The organism is Pontibacterium sinense (genome assembly GCF_015209595.1).
In the GTDB taxonomy this organism is placed as follows: Bacteria; Pseudomonadota; Gammaproteobacteria; order Pseudomonadales; family Balneatricaceae; genus Pontibacterium; species Pontibacterium sinense.
Map to the genome: position 1 here is coordinate 1 of NZ_JADEYS010000019.1, position 18373 is coordinate 18373.

The window sequence follows — 18373 nt, forward strand, 5'->3', positions numbered from 1 at the left end:
GCCTACCGCCAGCGTTCAATCTGAGCCATGATCAAACTCTTCAGTTTAAATCATTTGTGAATATCCGAAGATATTCGGCTCCAGTTAAAACAACTTTGTAAAAATGAATTCACTAGGTTGCTTGTTCTGGATAAAAGCTTTTGTGCTTCATCCTGACAAGCGCCCACACGAATTATCTGATCAATTTGTTAAAGAGCGTTGCTTGATGTTTCGTCTCAAGCGAGGCGCATATTTTACTGTGCGCCGCGTCGATGTCAACCGTTTATTTGCAAGTTTTTCAAAAGTTTTTGAAGACTTGCCGGTGACCCGACCTGTTTAAATGATCCGTTAATTTACGTTGTAAATCAAGGAGTTATTTAAACAGTCTCGCGATCCGTTTGCTGTCCGAAGAAGCTGTTGTCTCAAGCGAGGAGGCGCATTCTACAGACCTCAGAATCAGGGTCAACAGCCTTTGTTAAAAAACTTCAAAAAAACGTAAAATAAATGAAATAAACCATGAACCTGATTAAATATTGAGCGAAAATCAGTGGTCGCGTTCACTATTTGAACAGAAAATATAAGTAGCTATCAGTTTTTAACTTTCGAACGAAGCGTATTAATCGTCAATCTATATACAACAGACACAAAAAAGGCAGCCGATGGCTGCCTTTTATTTGGGTAGAGTCGCTAAGCGACAGCTGAATTAACGGCTGAGCTTTTTGCGAATCTGCTGCAAAGTACGCAGCTGAGCTGTTGCTTCTGCAAGCTGGGATGCTGCTTTCGAGTATTCGAACTCGGAAGTTTGATCCGCCATCGCCTGCTCAGCATGCTTCTGAGCTTCCATTGCCGCAGCTTCATCCAGATCGCCTGCGTGCAGAGCAGAGTCTGCCAGTACAGTGATCTTGTGAGGCTGAACTTCCAGGAAGCCGCCGGATATATAAAATATATCCTGCTCGCCGCCCTGCTTACGCAGCTCGACAGGGCCTGGTTTCAGTTCCGACAGGAGCGGAGCGTGACCTGGGTAAACACCCAGATCACCCAGGCTACCTGTTACGGATACGAACTCGATCAGGCCGGAGAATACTTCTTCTTCAGCACTTACGATGTCGCAATGAACAGTCATAGCCATGTTATTTACCTCTTAAAGGTGTTTCCGCCGGGACCTGATTACAGGCTCTTAGCTTTCTCAACTGCTTCGTCGATGCCGCCAACCATGTAGAAAGCCTGCTCTGGCATGTCGTCGTACTCACCTGCCAAGATAGCTTTAAAGCCACTAATGGTGTCTTTCAATGACACGTATTTACCAGGGGAACCGGTGAATACTTCTGCCACGAAGAACGGCTGAGACAGGAAGCGCTGAATCTTACGAGCACGCGATACCGCCTGCTTGTCTTCTTCAGATAGTTCGTCCATACCCAGAATCGCAATGATGTCTTTCAGCTCTTTATAACGCTGCAGAACACCCTGAACCTGACGAGCAGTGTCGTAGTGATCCTGACCGATTACCAGTGGATCCAGCTGACGAGAAGTAGAATCCAGTGGATCTACTGCAGGGTAAATACCCAGCTCCGCAATCTGACGAGACAGTACTACTGTTGCGTCAAGGTGGGAGAAGGTTGTCGCTGGAGATGGGTCAGTCAAGTCATCCGCCGGTACGTATACCGCCTGGATAGACGTGATGGAACCCGTCTTAGTAGAGGTGATACGTTCCTGCAGAACGCCCATCTCTTCCGCCAGTGTTGGCTGGTAACCTACCGCTGAAGGCATACGACCCAGCAGTGCAGATACCTCGGTTCCCGCTAGGGTGTAACGGTAGATGTTGTCGACAAACAACAGTACGTCACGACCTTCGTCACGGAATTTCTCAGCCATAGTCAGGCCAGTCAGCGCTACGCGCAGACGGTTACCTGGAGGCTCGTTCATCTGACCGTATACCAGAGATACTTTGTCCAGTACGTTGGACTCTTTCATCTCGTAGTAGAAGTCGTTACCTTCACGAGTACGCTCACCTACACCCGCAAATACGGAGTAGCCAGAGTGCTCGATCGCGATGTTACGGATCAGTTCCATCATGTTTACGGTTTTACCTACACCGGCACCACCGAACAGACCAACTTTACCACCCTTCGCGAATGGGCATACCAAATCGATAACCTTGATGCCGGTTTCCAGCAGTTCGTTAGAAGCTGCCTGGTCCGCGTAAGTAGGCGCTTTACGGTGAATAGGCATACGCTCTTCTTCACCAATTTCGCCACACTCATCAATTGGGTTACCCAGTACGTCCATGATACGACCCAAGGTCGCAGTACCAACAGGTACAGAAACTGGCGCACCAGTATTTGCAACGTCCAGACCGCGGCTTACGCCTTCAGTCTGACCCATTGCGATAGCACGTACGACACCGTCACCCAGCTGCTGCTGAACTTCCAGTGTCAGGCCGGTTTTATCGACGGTCAATGCGTCGTAAACCTTCGGCACACTTTCACGTGGGAATTCCACGTCTACAACTGCACCGATAATCTGAACAATAGTTCCGCTACTCATGTTCGGATCCTCTATAACTTTTAAACCTGTTAACTGCATTAAACAGCAGCAGCACCGCTAACGATCTCAGAAATTTCCTGAGTAATCGCAGCCTGACGCGCTTTGTTGTAGACCATCTGAAGTTCGTCGATCAGATTGCCTGCGTTGTCAGTTGCGTTCTTCATCGCCAACATACGAGCTGCCTGTTCACAGGCGTTATTCTCAACCACCGCCTGGTACACCAGAGACTCGATATAACGAACCAGCAAGCTGTTTAACAGCTCTTTTGCATCTGGCTCGTAGATGTAATCCCAGTGATGGTTAAGACGCTCATCGTCGTCTTCTGCCTTCAGGGGAAGCACCTGTTCGACGTTTGGCTTCTGTGTCATTGTGTTAACGAATTCGTTAGACACAATGAACAGCTTGTCCAGCTTGCCTTCTTCATAGCTATCGAGCATCACTTTTACGGCCCCGATCAGATCACCAACTTCTGGTTGGTCACCCATCTGGGTTTTTGCCGCAACAACGTTGCCACCATAGCTCTTAAAGAATGCAACCGCTTTGGAGCCCAGTGCACAGACATCGATTTCGACGTTCTGGTCATGGAACTCTTTCATGCTGGATACAGCTGCTTTAAAAGCGTTTACGTTCAAACCACCACATAGGCCACGGTCGGTTGTTACTACAATAAAACCAACGCGTTTAGTCTCACGCTCCTGCAGGTACAAATGTTTGTACTCAGGGTTCGACTTAGCCAGGTGCTGAATTACACCACGGATACTCCGGGCATAGGGACGGGACGACTGCATGCGATCCTGGGCCTTACGCATTTTAGACGCAGCAACCATTTCCATGGCGCTGGTAATCTTACGCGTACTACCGATGCTCGCAATTTGCGTCTTAATCTCTTTTCCGACTGCCATAGTTCCGCCTTCTTAACCTTAACTTAGTGGCTGGTCTGCGCTGCAAAGCAGCCCAGACCACCTACTCAAATTGAGTACTTACCAAGTTTGGGTAGACTTGAACTTCTCGATACCAGCCTTGAACTGCGCAGCGATTTCATCGTTGTAACCGCCGTTTTCGTTGATCTTGCCCATCAGGTCAGCGTATTCGCTGTTGAAGAAGGAGATCAGCGCAGATTCAAAGTCCAGAATCTTGTTCAGGTCCACATCGCCCAGGTAACCTTCGTTGGCAGCGAACAGGCTCAGACCCATGTCAGCGACTGACATTGGAGAGTACTGTTTCTGTTTCATCAACTCAGTTACTGCCTGGCCATGCTCAAGCTGAGCACGGGTAGCATCGTCAAGGTCAGAAGCGAACTGTGCGAACGCTGCCAATTCACGATACTGAGCCAGGGCCAGACGTACACCACCACCCAGTTTCTTGATGATCTTAGTCTGAGCTGCACCACCTACACGGGATACAGACAGACCAGCGTTGATCGCCGGACGAACACCTGCGTTAAACAGGTCCGCTTCCAGGAAGATCTGACCATCAGTGATGGAGATAACGTTGGTTGGTACGAATGCAGACACGTCACCACCCTGAGTCTCGATCACTGGCAGTGCAGTCAGGGAACCAGTCTGGCCCTTAACTTCACCGTTGGTGAACTTCTCAACGTAGTCAGCGTTAACGCGCGCAGCACGTTCCAGCAGACGGGAGTGCAAGTAGAATACGTCACCAGGGTATGCTTCACGACCCGGCGGACGACGCAACAGCAGGGAGATCTGACGGTATGCCCATGCCTGTTTAGTCAGGTCATCGTATACGATCAGTGCATCTTCACCGCGGTCACGGAAATATTCACCCATGGAGCAACCAGCGTATGGAGCCAGGAACTGCATCGCAGCTGGATCAGCAGCGCCTGCAGCCACGACGATGGTGTGATCCATCGCGCCGTGTTCTTCCAGCTTACGTACTACGTTAGCGATAGTAGACTGTTTCTGACCTACTGCTACGTAGACACATGTTACGCCAGTGTCTTTCTGGTTGATGATAGCGTCGATAGCGATCGCAGATTTACCAATCTGACGGTCACCGATGATCAGCTCACGCTGACCACGACCTACCGGTACCATAGCGTCAATCGCTTTCAGACCAGTCTGTACTGGCTGATCAACGGACTGACGTTCGATTACACCAGGTGCAACCTTTTCTACAGCGTCAAACAGTTTAGTTTCGATTGGGCCTTTACCGTCGATCGGGTTGCCCAGGCCGTCTACTACACGACCACGCAATTCCGGACCTACAGGTACTTCCAAGATACGGCCAGTACAACGCGCGGTCATACCTTCAACCAGATCTTGGTAGTCACCCAGGACTACAGCACCTACAGAGTCACGCTCAAGGTTGAGCGCCATACCGTAGACACCACCAGGGAATTCGATCATTTCCCCGTACATTACGTCTGCGAGACCGTGAATCAGGATAATACCGTCGGATACGCTGACGATAGTACCTTCATTACGCGCTTCAGAAGACACATCCAGCTTCTCGATGCGTTTCTTCAGAATCTCGCTGATCTCAGATGGATTCAGTTGCTGCATGTTTATTCCTCACACTCAGGAATTCATAGCTTCGGCCAGTTTCGCGAGTCGAGCGCGAACGGAGCCATCGATAACCAGGTCTTCGGTACGAACCACAACACCGCCTAAGATAGATTTATCTACCTTAGAGGTCAGATTCACTTCGCGACCTAGCTTCGTGCCTAATGCCTGAGCTAGTTTCTGTTGCTGCTGCTCATCCAGGTCAAAGGCAGTAGTCACATCGATTTCGACGGACTGCTGCTGACTTGCCTTCAGCAGCTCGAATTGTGCACTGATCTCTGGTAACAGTGGCAAACGCTGATTTTCAGCCAGCAAAGAAACGTAGTTCTTGCCAGCATCGTCGATCTGTTCTTTACAAACAGAAATCAACGCATCAGCTTTTTGCTCACTTGTCAGAGCAGGGTTACCCAGAACACGGACCATTAGTGCATCCTGTGTTACCGCAGAAGCGGTAGCCAGCATGTCAGACCACTGATCCAGAGCCCCTTTGTCCAGCGCATACTCAAAAGCTGCTTTGGTGTATGGGCGAGCGACTGTATTGAGTTCAGCCATCATAAACCTCGCTTAAAGCTCAGCTGCCAGTTTCTCAACGAGCTGTGCATGAGCTTGCTCATCAATAGAGGCTTCCAGAATCTTCTCAGCGCCAGCTACAGCCAGAACCGCTACTTGAGCACGCAGTGCTTCTTTAGCGCGGTTAGCTTCCTGCTCGATCTCAGCCTGAGCAGCGTTTTTCACGCGCTCCGCTTCTTCACGAGCCTGCTCTTTCGCTTCGTCAATAATCTGGTTAGCCCGCTTATTGGCTTGTTCAATGATGGCGGCTGCTTCGTCTTTGCTCTGACGCATGTCGGCAGCGGCTTTTTCTTTAGCCAGTTGCAGATCACGTTCAGCGCGGTCAGCAGCGTCCAGGCCTTCAGCAATTTTAGATTTACGTTCTGCCAGTGCAGCCGTGATTGGCGGCCACACATACTTCATGCAGAAGATTACAAAAATTGCGAATGCGATGGCCTGACCAATGATGGTTAGATTGATATTCACGCCATTACCTCTCGCGGTGTTTAGCTAATTAAAAGTAGGTGTTGTCCCAAGGGACGTTTGTTAACTACTTAAACTAGTCTTAAACAGCGAACAGCAGGTACATGCCCAGACCAACACCGATCATAGGTACCGCATCAACCAGACCCATTACGATGAAGAACTGAGAACGCAGCAGTGGAACCAGTTCTGGCTGACGAGCAGCACCTTCTACAAATTTACCGCCCAGCATACCGATACCAACAGCAGCACCGATTGCAGACAGACCCATCATCAGAGCAGCAGCCAGATACACCAAAGATTGTTCCATCAGATTTCTCCAATATTAAGTTTTGAAAGTTTAAAGAGTAGTTTTAAATTGTTTCTATTCAGTTGTTACGCATTAGTGGTGATCATGCGCCATGGCCATGTAAACAATAGTCAGGACCATGAAGATGAACGCCTGCAGCGTAATAACCAGAATGTGGAAGATCGCCCAAGGTACAGACAGAATCCACTGGATCCAGAATGGCATCAGTGCGATCAGGATAAAGATCATCTCACCTGCGTACATGTTACCGAACAGTCGCAGTGCCAGAGATACAGGCTTCGCGAACAGGCCAACTAGCTCAAGGAACAGGTTGAACGGCAGCATCCACTTACCCAGCGGCTGCAGAGACAGCTCAGCCAGGAAACCACCAACGCCTTTTTCTTTAACGCTGTAGTAGATGATCAGACCAAATACAGACAATGCCATACCCAGGGTCGCGTTCACGTCAGTGGTTGGTACCACTTTCATGTAGGAGATACCCATTTCAGATGCAACAAATGGGATCCAGTCGACCGGCACAAGGTCCATGGCGTTCATCAGGAAGACCCATACAAAAATGGTCAGCGACAGAGGCGCAACCAGGTCATTTTTGTGATGGAAAATACTTTTCACGTTGTCATCGATAAATTCGATGATGCTTTCTACAAAGTTCTGAGTATTACCTGGAACACCAGCAGTTGCAGATTTAGCAACTTTCTGGAACAGCCAGATAAACAGCAGGCCGAGGCCAACAGACCAGAACATTGTGTCGACGTTAAGTGCCCAGAAGCCCATATCCGCAGCTTCAGTACCGTGTGCAAAAGTCCAAGTACCGCTCTCGCCAACCACTGTACCATCGTAACGGGTAGTGCCAGCAGGCAACTTACCAAACGTCAGATTGGTCAAGTGGTGGGAGATGTACTCTGAGGATGTGAGAGTTCCGCTTTCGCTAGCCATTCTCAGTGTCTCTCTTTCAAAGTTTCAGGAACCGGTTATTCAATTTTACCTGTGCAATCCAGCCAGAGATCTGCATCAGGATAAAAGTGACAAATAAGGAAAATGGGCTCAGAGGTTTTACCAGAATAAACACAGCAGCAAACGCGACTATGCTGATTCCCATTTTCCATATTTCACTTGCATACAGTTCGACCAACGCTGTATTTGGCGAATGGTCGGATTTGCTTTTCAATGCCCGGTTGGCGAAATAGAGGTTTGGGATCAGGTACAGCGCAGCTCCAAGTAGTACGGAGTATGCAGTTACCAAGTCGATCAGTAACAGACCACCTGAGATAAAAACCGCAATTGCTGCCTGAATCAGGAAGATTCGGAAAATCTTTTTGCGAGTGACTTGGCTATGGATTCCTTGCTTTTGGCGCCGCTTGCCCATGTTGTGCCACTGTAATCCTGAATCATTTGTGCTGTTTGATGCCCTATTTCGGAGCGTAGCCCCCGAAAAGCTTGCAGATTATATGAACAATGGGGGAGTGAAACAACAGGCATTGTAAGTATTTGCACTAATGTATGATCCCCCCCAAAACCGGTATATGGGGAATATCAGGACTTAAACCGCATATATGGTGGTTTAAGCCGATATAAACCACTACCTATTGTAGATTTTCGAGGATTGCCTCAAGTGATTCTTTAGACTCATACGCGATGGTGATTTTGCCCTTACCTTTCGCATTTGCGGAAATACTCACTTTTGTAGCAAGTTTGCGCGAGAGATTGTCCGCCCAGTTTTCCAGCTGTACATCAGGCTCAGTTTTTTGCTCAGCTTCGTTTGGCGCATCAGATTGTAGTTTACGTACCAGGTCTTCCGTCTGTCTTACTGATAAACCTTTACCGGATACTTCCCGCGCAGCGTTGATCTGCATCTCTTCATCTAAAGGCAGCAAGGCACGGGCATGCCCCATTTCCAGATCGCCGTATTCGAGCATCTTACGAACATCGCCGCATAGATTCATCAGACGTAACAGATTGGTGACTGTCGAACGAGACTTGCCGACCGCATCTGCGACTTCCTGCTGGGTCAGTTCAAACTCCTGTTGCAGACGTTGCAGAGCGATCGCTTCTTCCATCGGGTTGAGATTTTCACGCTGAATATTTTCGATCAGCGCCATGGCGATGGCCGCTTCATCCGGCACATCTTTGATAACCACAGGAATTGAATTCAGACCCGCCATCTGACACGCACGCCAGCGACGTTCACCGGCAATGATTTCAAATCGTTCACTGTCAATCGGACGCACCACAATCGGCTGCATTACGCCCTGTGCACGAATGGAATTCGCGAGTTCTTCTAGTGCCTGAGGCTCCAGATCCCGACGTGGCTGATAACGCCCACGTTGAATGAGATGCACTGCCAGCTCTGGGTACATCGGTTTTGCGATTTCACTGTCTGGCGTAGGTGCCAATGCAACGTCTTCCACATCGGTTACGCTGGATAGCAACGCATCCAGACCACGACCCAAGCCCCGTTTTTTCGCTGCCATTTTATGCTTCCTGTAACTCTTTATTCTGTTGTTTTATACGACGACTTAACTCTCCTGCCAGCGCCAGATATGCGACAGCACCACGGGAATTCTTATCGTATAACAACGCCGGCAGACCATGACTCGGCGCTTCAGCCAAACGTACGTTACGCGGGATCACGGTGCGATACACCTTGTCACCAAAGTATTCGACCAAGTGTTCAGAAACGTCTTTCGTTAAACTCATGCGCGGGTCAAACATCGTCCGCAGGATCCCTTCAATCTTAAGATCAGGATTCAGGCGTGCATTAATTTTGTTGATAGTCCCAACCAGAGCGGAAATACCTTCCAGCGCGTAATATTCACACTGCATCGGGATAATGACGCCGCCGGATGCTGACAACGCATTCACGGTGAGAAGGTTCAGCGATGGAGGATTGTCGATCAGAATGTAGTCATACTGATCTTCCACCGGCTTCAATGCCATTTTGAGACGGAATTCGCGTCGAGACAGCTGCAACAGCTCAACCTCAGCAGCGGTCAAATCACCATTCGCACCGATCAGATCATATCCGGCCGGGCTTTTTTCTATCACTGCGTCCGCCGCACTGCACCCTTCGGTGAGCACGTCATAGACAGACAGTTCAAGCGTGTGCTTGTCGATCCCTGATCCCATGGTGGCATTGCCCTGAGGATCCATATCGATCATCAGTACACGCTTTTTCGTCGCTGCAAGCGAAGCCGCCAGGTTCACACAGGTGGTGGTTTTACCCACACCACCTTTCTGGTTGGTGATTGTCAGTATCTTCGCCACGTTCAGGATCTCCCAAGGATCAACAGATGACGTTCTCCGTCCGTGTCCGGCACCTGCAAACGGTGGCTGTTCTGTAATGTATACCCCGTCGGCAATGTCGCCAGCTCTTCATCAGGATACAGACCTTTCATTGCAAGAAAAACACCATCGCTGGCACACAGATGTTCAGTCCACTCGATCATGTCCTGTAATGAGGCAAACGCGCGGGAAATCACCTGTTTAAACGGTTCAACCTGATATTTTTCCACACGCTCATGTATAACGGTGAGGTTATCCAGACCCAATTCAGTTTTCACCTGGACCTGGAAACGGGTTTTCTTGCTATTACTGTCCAACGTAGTGACAGCAATATCCGGTCGACAAATGGCAACCGGAATACCGGGAAGCCCCGGACCGCTACCAACATCAATCAACGCACCCGGCTGTAAGTGTGGTAACACACTGAGACTGTCCAATAAATGGCGACTGACCATCTCCTGCGGATTGCGCACGGCAGTCAGGTTGTACGCTTTGTTCCACTTGATCAGCAGCTGAAGATACGCCATCAGTTTGCTTATCTGCTCACTATCCAGCGACAGATTCATTTTACTCAGGCCATTCTCAAGTGTTTTCTGTAACTGCGGATCCATTAACTGGCTGCCTTATTCTGTTTGTTGCTGAGCTGCTGTTTTTTCAAATAAACCAGCAGCAGAGAGATTGCCGCGGGTGTCATACCCTGAATACGGGATGCTTGCGCAATCGTGTCCGGACGCACTTCTTTTAATTTCAATGTCAGTTCGTTCGACAAACCGCTGATCTGATCGTAATCGAAGCTCGCCGGCAGTTTAGTGTTTTCCTGTCGCCGCATCTGCTCAATTTCATCACGCTGACGGTCGATGTAACCTGCGTATTTGAACTGGATCTCTACCTGTTCAGCGACTTGCGGATCTGTCACCGACTCACCTTTCAGATCTGCTACATCCGCATAACCGATCTCCGGACGTTTAATCAGATCCGCCAGATTGTATTCACGCGACAGTGGAGATTTCAGCTTTTCATTCAGTGTTTCAGCCTGTTCGGTTTTTGGCTGCACCCATGTGTCTTTAAGACGCTGCTTTTCCTGCTCAATGGCTTCGCGCTTTTCACTGAATTGCGCCCAACGCTCATCACCGACCAAGCCAAGCTCGCGACCTTTTTCTGTCAGGCGCAGATCCGCATTGTCTTCACGCAGCACCAGACGGTATTCCGCACGGCTGGTAAACATACGATAAGGCTCAGAGGTCCCTAATGTAATCAGGTCATCAACCAACACACCGATATAGGCTTCATCGCGACGTGGGGACCACTGTTCTTTGTCCAAAGCACGGGCGGCAGCATTACTGCCTGCTAACAACCCCTGAGCCGCGGCTTCTTCATATCCGGTTGTGCCGTTGATCTGCCCGGCAAAATAGAGCCCGTGAATATGTTTAGTTTCCAGGGTGTGCTTCAGGTCCTGCGGATTGAAGTAATCGTACTCGATGGCATAACCCGGACGGGTGATATGCGCATTTTCAAAACCTTTGATTGAGCGTACGGCTGCGAGCTGAATATCAAACGGCAAACTGGTTGATACACCATTCGGATACAACTCATGGGTGGTCAGGCCTTCCGGTTCAACAAAGACCTGATGGCGGTCTTTATCTGCGAAGCGCATGATCTTGTCTTCAATTGAAGGACAGTAACGTGGGCCCGCCCCTTCAATCACACCGGTATATAACGGAGACCGATCCAGTCCCGAGCGTAAAATATCGTGGGTCTGTTCATTGGTATAGGTGATGTAACAGCTCAGCTGCTGCGGATGTTCACTCAGTGATCCCATGTAAGACATGATCGGTGTGGGTGTATCACCTGCCTGTTCCTGCATCACAGAAAAGTCGACGCTACGGGCGTCGATTCGTGGAGGCGTGCCTGTTTTCAGACGATCAACACGCAACGGCAATTCACGCAAGCGGTGAGCCAGTGCTATCGAAGGTGGATCACCTGCGCGTCCTGCAGAGTGATTTTCCATACCGATATGGATGATGCCTCCGAGGAAGGTACCTGCTGTCAGTACCACGGAATCGGCGCTGAAACGGATACCGGTGTTGGTCACTACCCCTTTGACGGTTTCACCTTCAACGATCAGGTCGTCCGCTGATTGCTGAAAGATCTGCAGATTAGGCTGGTTTTCCAGAATCTCACGGACAGCGGCTTTGTAAAGGATACGGTCAGCCTGAGCACGGGTAGCACGAACAGCCGGCCCTTTCCGGGAATTCAGAACGCGAAACTGGATACCACCGCGATCCGTGGCCCGTGCCATTGCCCCATCCAGTGCATCAACCTCTTTGACAAGGTGACTTTTGCCAATACCCCCGATGGCTGGATTGCAGGACATCTGACCCAAGGTTTCGATGTTATGAGTCAGCAACAATGTTTGTGCGCCCATTCGAGCAGCAGCCAATGCAGCTTCTGTTCCTGCATGACCTCCACCAATGACAATGACATCAAAACGGCTTGGATAATCCACTAGCCAGTACCTCGTATGAACAATGAATCAGGAGAACCGGAATCGGCTCTGGAAAAAGGGGGCTAAGTATACCCTTCTCTGTCCAACGAGAAAATGATCAAAATTTAAGCAGTCTCTCCCTGTCTTCTAATAAAGAGAAATATATAAAGAAATATATAAAGAGTTTGTTGTGGTTGTTATATATAGCAAGGCCCTTTTCTGTGGCTAATCTGACTTACCTGTTGAAAATCATGAAGTTACAGAGCAAGAAACTGTGTACATAAACTGCCTTCAAGGTCTTAGTATCCTGATGGGTAACCTGTGTGTGAAATGGCGGGTTATTCACATGCCTGATTACCCACAAACATACCCCCGGGTTAGTCCAGTATCCCTCTACATGTTTTCCACAGCCCTGTGTGAGTAAGTAAAAAGCATGGATAGATTGTCGGTTAGTTGTTAACAACCCTTGGATTAAATTTTTGGATGTATAAAACACAGACAGATGAGAAAAGATGTTTATAAAAATTTGAATAAAAGTGTTTTCTAACTATAGCTTATATTTGTGTGGTTAAGTTGATTAATTATATATATAACAATGGGTTGTTTCGATTTGTTGTTGTGGTTATCCCGTGTGAAACTTGAGGTTTTCCACAGTAATTAACAGGTTTACGCACAGGGTTATTCGTGAATGATCATGGTCTGTTTTACATCAAGTTATACAGAACGAAAAAAAAATTCCGGTGTGTGGTGGTGACACTAAAAAATGTGGATAAAAACTCAGGCATCGATACGTAACTGAAAAAAATAGGTCCTGCTGAGTGAGGATATTGGGTTAGAACATGGGTTGAACGTGTAAGTGCGAGCAGTAAAAGTGTTGTGTCGACGAGGGGATCTGAGATGGAAGCTGTGTATGGCGGTGTGAGTGTTAAATGCAGACCCCAAGTGCCTGGCGGTTACTCGGGATTCTGCATTTTAAAATGAAGCCGCTCAGATCGGACGGGAGGTTACTTCGGTATCAATAGCTGAGGCTTGTGATGAGCGTAGGCGGATCAACAACCAGCCCAACACGGGTAGCAGTATCATCACCAGCTGGCTGAGGATCGATTGTAGGCTTGGGAATAGGCCAAGCCAGCTAATGGTCGGCACCGACGCTAGATAGCTGTTGCCTAGCCAGCCTGCCACTTGTAGCTCCAGAACCGCTTTGCCGGTAAAGATAACCGACAATACATAGAGTAATGCTGCCGTTCCGGTAAAGAAATGCTTCAGTGGCAAGCGTACAGAGAGCTGGAATATCAGCAGATAGACGATCAGCAGTGCGATGACCGCTAAACCAAAACCGGTCGCGATGGCGTGCCACTGGCCTTCTGCATCACCGACCAGCGCCTGATAGAACAAAATGGTTTCTGCACCTTCCCGGTAAACTGCGAAGAACGCGACTGACACGATCGCCCATAGGCTGCCGCCGCTGACCGCTGATCCTAACCGGTCCTGAATAAAGCCCTGCCATTGCTGCATCTCCCGTCGTGCAAAAAGCCACACACTGACATAGCTGAGCAGGATTGCGGCGATCAGCATGGTGACCCCTTCCAGAGTTTCACGGGCTGCACCGCTATTCTGAATCAGTTTATGCAGTGCTATGGCGGTCAGTACGCTGGCACCAAGTGCAGCCAATGAGCCCAACCAGATCAGGTAAACCCGGTCTGCTGCACCGGCCTTGCGCAAATAAGCGATCAAGGCGGCGATCACCAGCAGCGCTTCGATCCCTTCGCGCAACAGTATTAGCAAGGATTGTACGACCAACTCAGCAAAGCTTGCGCCACCGGACTCAAGCATCGGGGCTGACGATAGCTGTTGTCTCAGTCCCTGCCATTGGGCATCAATTTCAGGTTTTGGCTGACCGGTCATTGCAGTGTTAATCAGACGGCTGAATTGGATCTCAATAGCCAGCATCGCATCGTTATCCGCCTGCCCGACGGCAAATTCAAGACCTTGTCCTTCAAAATGCCCAAAGTACAACTGCGAATACTGATTGCCGAATACTAAAGCCTGCCCCGGACTGTAATCCGACGAGAGTTGATCGCCTCGCTGGATCAGGTCCGCCATAATGGCCCGGTAATCAGAGGCTGATTGGGCCTGTAGCGGCAGCACCAATAACAGAAGAAAAAGGCTGTGTTTGAGGTATGTTTTCATGGTTTATAACATCGCTATCAGACGTTTAACGTCACGTTGAAACTGTTGAATCCGTTTGGGGAGAAGTTCTGTACTGGTCGTATACCGTAGTGTCATGTACTGACCTACAATCTGCTCCAGCGCAGGGTAAAAAGGCGGCTGAGAAGTGGCTATTCGCTGCAGCCACTGAGAGGGACATTCCTGCGCATGGCAGGCAAGCTGTCGTTTGCGCATCTGCTTGTTTAGCTGCTCGAAACTACGGCGTACGGGGTCCTGTTTCTGCTGCCCAATCTGCAACAGCAGACCATAGATCAACGCCAATAAGATCAGTCCAAGCACCGCGAGTGCGGCCAGATTTTTCCAGTCTACGTGGCGTAAACCACCCTTCTTCATCAGTTCGATCTGACGGTCTGGGTTGTAGTTAAGCATCCAAGTTTCGAAGCCCAGATTGAGTCGGCTCAGCCATCCTTTGTCAGAAGACCTATCTTTAGTTGTCTGAGAATCTGCGGGTTTTTTCGCGTTGGGGTTCGATTGACTGGCTGAAGATGCAGCGCTGCTATTTGGCGTTTGCGCTTCTTCTTGAGGTTTGGCTTTTACTGCTGCAGCTGATTGGGCCAGACGTTGTTCTGGCTCAGGTGGCGCGACAAAATCCTTGGCATCTACGCGTTGCCAGCCCTGCTCATCGGTCCAGATCTCAACCCAGACATGGGCATGTTCCTGTTTTACGACGACAAAATTGGTCAGGGCGATCAGACTGCCACCGCGATAACCGCTGATCAGTCGGGTGGGGATCCCTGCGGCACGCAGCACCAACGCGGTACTGCTGGCAAGATGCTCAATACCGCCAGTCTTGCGCTCAAAGAAGAAGGTATCCAGGTTGTCACGCGCGCTGTCGATATCTGTAATCTCTGTCAGCTGATATCCGCCCGTCACTAGGGTTTTTCGCCATTGATGCAGAATATCCTGAGGATCTGGTGAGGATTGCGCGAGTTGTTGACCGAAGGCACGCAGTTTAGGGTTGCTGTTAGCCGGATATTGCAGGTAAGCGGAGCGTTGCTCGGCTGAAAGTGGTATTCCGCCGCTGTACTCCAGCCAGGCATCAACATCGTATTTGAATTCGCGGCTGATTTTGCGAATCCCCAGCAGCTGGAAATCGCCGGAGATAAAGGCTTCTGGTGTTTGTCCGCTGGGCAGATCCAGGCTGTATAGCCAACGTCCAGAGTGAGGAGAAACACGGGCTTCATAATGCACCCGGTCACGCTTGGAGGTCAGCACATTGAGTACAGCGTCAGGCCCCCGTAATGAATGTCGTAATAAGCGGCCGCGATTGTTCCAGTTGTCAGGTAAGGTCCAGCTGATACCGTCATAGTCACTGAACACCGGCCCCCGCCAATACAGACGGCTTTTGTAAGGTACTGCCCCGGAAAATTCAGCGACAAGTACCGGTGCATCACTGCGTTTTAAGCGGCTAACCTGACCGGCTTTTAACGTCGCTTTAAGGCCAATATCCCGCGCATCCTGGTCGATTGCCAGTTCAATCGGCAAGCCAATTGCCAGACCAATATCCCAAAGCGGGCCCTGAATGCGCGGTACCGTGACAAATAACAGCACGGTCACGGGCAGTGCCAACACACTAAGATTGAGGGTGGTTTTCAGTAGCTGCCGGTAACTAAGTTGGTGTTCACTATCGTTGATCGCCAGCAGGCAGAGCAACATTAGAATTCCGCAGCTGACCAGATAGGCCAGCGCCAACAGGCCATACAGATACAGACTACTTAATGTCGCCAGCACCAGTGAGGCCATCGCGGATAGCCGTAACTCTCGGGCGGTGCGTGATTCTGCCCATTTCAGCAGTAAAACCAGCGCTAACACGCTGATAATCGTTTGCGCACTCAGCCAAGGCTGGCCGTTCAGGACGATCCATCCAATCGCGATGAAAAGTACCGTGCCCATCATTGCCCAGCGTACAAAGGGGCGCTGGCGCATGGTGTGATATAGCGCTATTGGCACAAGGCACAGCAGTAAATGTACCCATGCAAGCTGATGAATGGCCGGTAGCAGGGCCAGAAACCAAAGCCCAAGACATAATCGCTGGGACCGATCACCAAAATACTGTCGCATCAGCGTTCTCCGGGTAGCAGTGCCAGTTGCTTCAGGCAGGTACTGATATGCTGGCCACCCCGCTTGGGCGGCAGTTCAATACCCGGCAACAGCAGACCAAACTCCTGTCCCCGTTTTTGACACTCCAGAATGTGATGACAGAGGGTACGAATACGGGCTTCATAACCGATCGCATGCAGATCTTGCCAGCGTAGCCAGATAGCCGGATCACCAGCGGCACCATCAAACTCTTTGACCTGAAGGTTCTGTCCTTTACTCAGTGAACGCCAGTTGATTCGACGTGGATTGTCGCCTGGCTGGTATGCTCGAAGGCCAGCCAGTTCCTCTGCTTCAGTATGGGCATGGGCGGCCTGACCGCAGGTTGTTTCCGGTATAGATTGTGCTGATTTGGCTTGTGGATAAACCAGTGTTTCCGGCAGCTCAATCAGCGGACGGGATAACTTAAACAGCCCGAGAGGCCAGACAGTATCAACGTTGAGCCGCTGTGGATTATGCAGGCCACGCTGTTGAGTGGGTTGTTGATAAACCCACTCAAAAGGCTGTCCACTGCGCAGATGGTAGAAGGGTTGCAGCGTTGTTTTACTGCGCTGCTTATCCTGGCTACTCAACGTCAGATAAAGGTGATGTTGTCCGCTGTGTTCGTTGAGTGCTATCTCAAACGCCAGATCCTGACCGGCATGTACAGGACGCACGCGCACGTGTGTTGCGCGGAACCCCCATAAGTTGCGGATGGACAACCACACCGACAGCAGCATCGTTGCGGTCATCAGAAAACAGAGCGTAAAGATCAGATTATTGCTGTAGTTGACGGCCACCAGCATCAGGATCAGCAACATCAGCAAATAACCGATTCCTGCAGCGGTCGGTACAATGCGCCACTGCATCATCGTGGCACCTGAACCTGTTCCAGAATCAGCTCACCGTTACGCAACGGTGAATGATTGCCTTCGGTATGTTGTAAACGATGACCGGCAACAAAGGGAAACACCGCCTGAATATGGGCGGGTAGTAAGTGGTCACTGCCATCCAGCCAGGCCCAGGCTTTGGCGGCATTTAACAAGCCCAGCCCAGCGCGCGTTGATAAGCCGTTTACAAACAGGCTGCTGTGACGGCTGAACTGCAACAGCTCGTACAGATACTCCAGTGCCATGGCGCTGCACTCCACGTCAGCAACCGAATGCTGGTATGTGATCAGATCGTCGGGACGGATGCTGTGTTGGGTCTGTTGTAGGAGCTGTCGACGGGAGACGCCGGAGAGAATGGCCAGCTCGGCATCCTTCACCGGATAGCCCATCTCAATACGGATCAGGAAACGGTCCAGTTGGGATTCAGGCAGAGGTGAGGTACCAATCTGCTCCGCCGGGTTCTGGGTCGCGATGACAAAAAACGGATCGGGCAGTTTACGGGTCTCACCTTCCAGGCTGACCTGCTTCTCCTCCATCGCTTCCAGCAGTGCGCTCTGAGTTTTAGGTGTTGCACGGTTGATCTCATCGGCAAGCAATAGCTGGGTAAATACCGGACCCGGCATAAAACGGAAGTTTTGCTGATCCGCCTGATAGATTGATGCACCCAGCAGGTCGGCAGGTAGCAGGTCATTGGTAAACTGTACCCGGTTATAGTCCAGCCCCAGCACTGCAGCCAACGAGTGCGACAATACGGTTTTACCCATACCCGGCAGATCTTCCAACAGCAGATGTCCGCCTGCCAGCAAGCAGCTGAGCGAGAGTTTAATCTGCAGTTCTTTTCCCAGAATTAGCTGGTTGAGTTGATCAAATACCGGGGCCAGTTCCGGACGCACGTTCAGCGAATGGAGGCTGTTATGGGATGAGGTATGTAACGCGAGTGAAGTCACAGTATTGTCCTGTTAGATGGTCGCGGGTCTGCGATGAAAATGGATCGGGTCTGTTTGTGAGTTGTTCTCAGAAT

17 protein-coding genes are annotated in these 18373 nt (G+C 50.1%); all 17 read right to left on the reverse strand.

Annotated features, from left to right (window positions below):
* Positions 1-682: 682 nt before the first annotated feature.
* The 17 genes from IOQ59_RS16355 to IOQ59_RS16435 all read right to left on the reverse strand — a co-directional run bounded on the left by IOQ59_RS16355 (position 683) and on the right by IOQ59_RS16435 (position 18299).
* Positions 683-1108 carry a F0F1 ATP synthase subunit epsilon gene (locus tag IOQ59_RS16355; RefSeq protein WP_193954532.1) on the reverse strand — a complete coding sequence of 142 codons (426 nt, stop codon included), beginning with the start codon at positions 1106-1108 and terminating at the stop codon, positions 683-685.
* Between the two features lie 38 nt (positions 1109-1146).
* Positions 1147-2523, reverse strand: coding sequence for a F0F1 ATP synthase subunit beta (gene atpD / locus IOQ59_RS16360; RefSeq protein ID WP_193954533.1), 1377 nt, complete (start codon positions 2521-2523; stop codon positions 1147-1149).
* Between the two features lie 38 nt (positions 2524-2561).
* Positions 2562-3425, reverse strand: a complete 864-nt coding sequence (gene atpG / locus IOQ59_RS16365) for a F0F1 ATP synthase subunit gamma (RefSeq protein WP_193954534.1) — start codon at positions 3423-3425, stop codon at positions 2562-2564.
* Positions 3426-3503: 78 nt separating this feature from the next.
* Entirely contained in the window at positions 3504-5048 is a 1545-nt protein-coding gene (gene atpA, locus IOQ59_RS16370; RefSeq protein WP_193954535.1) for a F0F1 ATP synthase subunit alpha, read from the reverse strand.
* A 15-nt stretch (positions 5049-5063) separates the two neighbouring features.
* Entirely contained in the window at positions 5064-5600 is a 537-nt protein-coding gene (locus IOQ59_RS16375; protein ID WP_193954536.1) for a F0F1 ATP synthase subunit delta, read from the reverse strand.
* Between the two features lie 12 nt (positions 5601-5612).
* Positions 5613-6083: a F0F1 ATP synthase subunit B gene (locus IOQ59_RS16380; RefSeq protein ID WP_193954537.1), complete on the reverse strand. Its 471-nt coding sequence runs from the start codon at positions 6081-6083 to the stop codon at positions 5613-5615.
* 79 nt (positions 6084-6162) lie between these two features.
* Complete coding sequence (atpE, locus tag IOQ59_RS16385; protein WP_193954538.1) at positions 6163-6390, reverse strand: F0F1 ATP synthase subunit C; 228 nt, start codon at positions 6388-6390, stop codon at positions 6163-6165.
* A 72-nt stretch (positions 6391-6462) separates the two neighbouring features.
* On the reverse strand, positions 6463-7326 hold the full coding sequence (gene atpB / locus IOQ59_RS16390; RefSeq protein WP_193954539.1) for a F0F1 ATP synthase subunit A: 864 nt from the start codon (positions 7324-7326) through the stop codon (positions 6463-6465).
* A 16-nt stretch (positions 7327-7342) separates the two neighbouring features.
* Complete coding sequence (locus IOQ59_RS16395; RefSeq protein WP_193954540.1) at positions 7343-7756, reverse strand: ATP synthase subunit I; 414 nt, start codon at positions 7754-7756, stop codon at positions 7343-7345.
* A gap of 217 nt (positions 7757-7973) precedes the next feature.
* Positions 7974-8861 carry a ParB/RepB/Spo0J family partition protein gene (locus IOQ59_RS16400; RefSeq protein WP_193954541.1) on the reverse strand — a complete coding sequence of 296 codons (888 nt, stop codon included), beginning with the start codon at positions 8859-8861 and terminating at the stop codon, positions 7974-7976.
* 1 nt (position 8862) lies between these two features.
* The gene (locus tag IOQ59_RS16405; RefSeq protein WP_193954542.1) at positions 8863-9654 is read right to left on the reverse strand and encodes a ParA family protein; all 792 of its coding nucleotides are present in this window, start codon (positions 9652-9654) and stop codon (positions 8863-8865) included.
* Positions 9655-9656: 2 nt separating this feature from the next.
* On the reverse strand, positions 9657-10283 hold the full coding sequence (gene rsmG, locus IOQ59_RS16410; protein WP_193954543.1) for a 16S rRNA (guanine(527)-N(7))-methyltransferase RsmG: 627 nt from the start codon (positions 10281-10283) through the stop codon (positions 9657-9659).
* Entirely contained in the window at positions 10283-12178 is a 1896-nt protein-coding gene (gene mnmG / locus IOQ59_RS16415; RefSeq protein ID WP_193954544.1) for a tRNA uridine-5-carboxymethylaminomethyl(34) synthesis enzyme MnmG, read from the reverse strand. Before mnmG ends, rsmG begins: the two co-directional genes overlap by 1 nt.
* Before the next feature lie 966 nt (positions 12179-13144).
* Positions 13145-14347, reverse strand: coding sequence for an FTR1 family iron permease (locus IOQ59_RS16420; protein ID WP_193954545.1), 1203 nt, complete (start codon positions 14345-14347; stop codon positions 13145-13147).
* A 3-nt stretch (positions 14348-14350) separates the two neighbouring features.
* Positions 14351-16447 (reverse strand): transglutaminase TgpA family protein, encoded by a 2097-nt coding sequence (locus IOQ59_RS16425; RefSeq protein ID WP_193954546.1) that lies wholly within the window; start codon positions 16445-16447, stop codon positions 14351-14353.
* Positions 16447-17334, reverse strand: a complete 888-nt coding sequence (locus tag IOQ59_RS16430; protein WP_193954547.1) for a DUF58 domain-containing protein — start codon at positions 17332-17334, stop codon at positions 16447-16449. The genes IOQ59_RS16425 and IOQ59_RS16430 overlap by 1 nt, the downstream gene beginning before the upstream one ends.
* Complete coding sequence (locus tag IOQ59_RS16435; RefSeq protein ID WP_371871885.1) at positions 17331-18299, reverse strand: AAA family ATPase; 969 nt, start codon at positions 18297-18299, stop codon at positions 17331-17333. The genes IOQ59_RS16430 and IOQ59_RS16435 overlap by 4 nt, the downstream gene beginning before the upstream one ends.
* Positions 18300-18373: the final 74 nt, after the last annotated feature.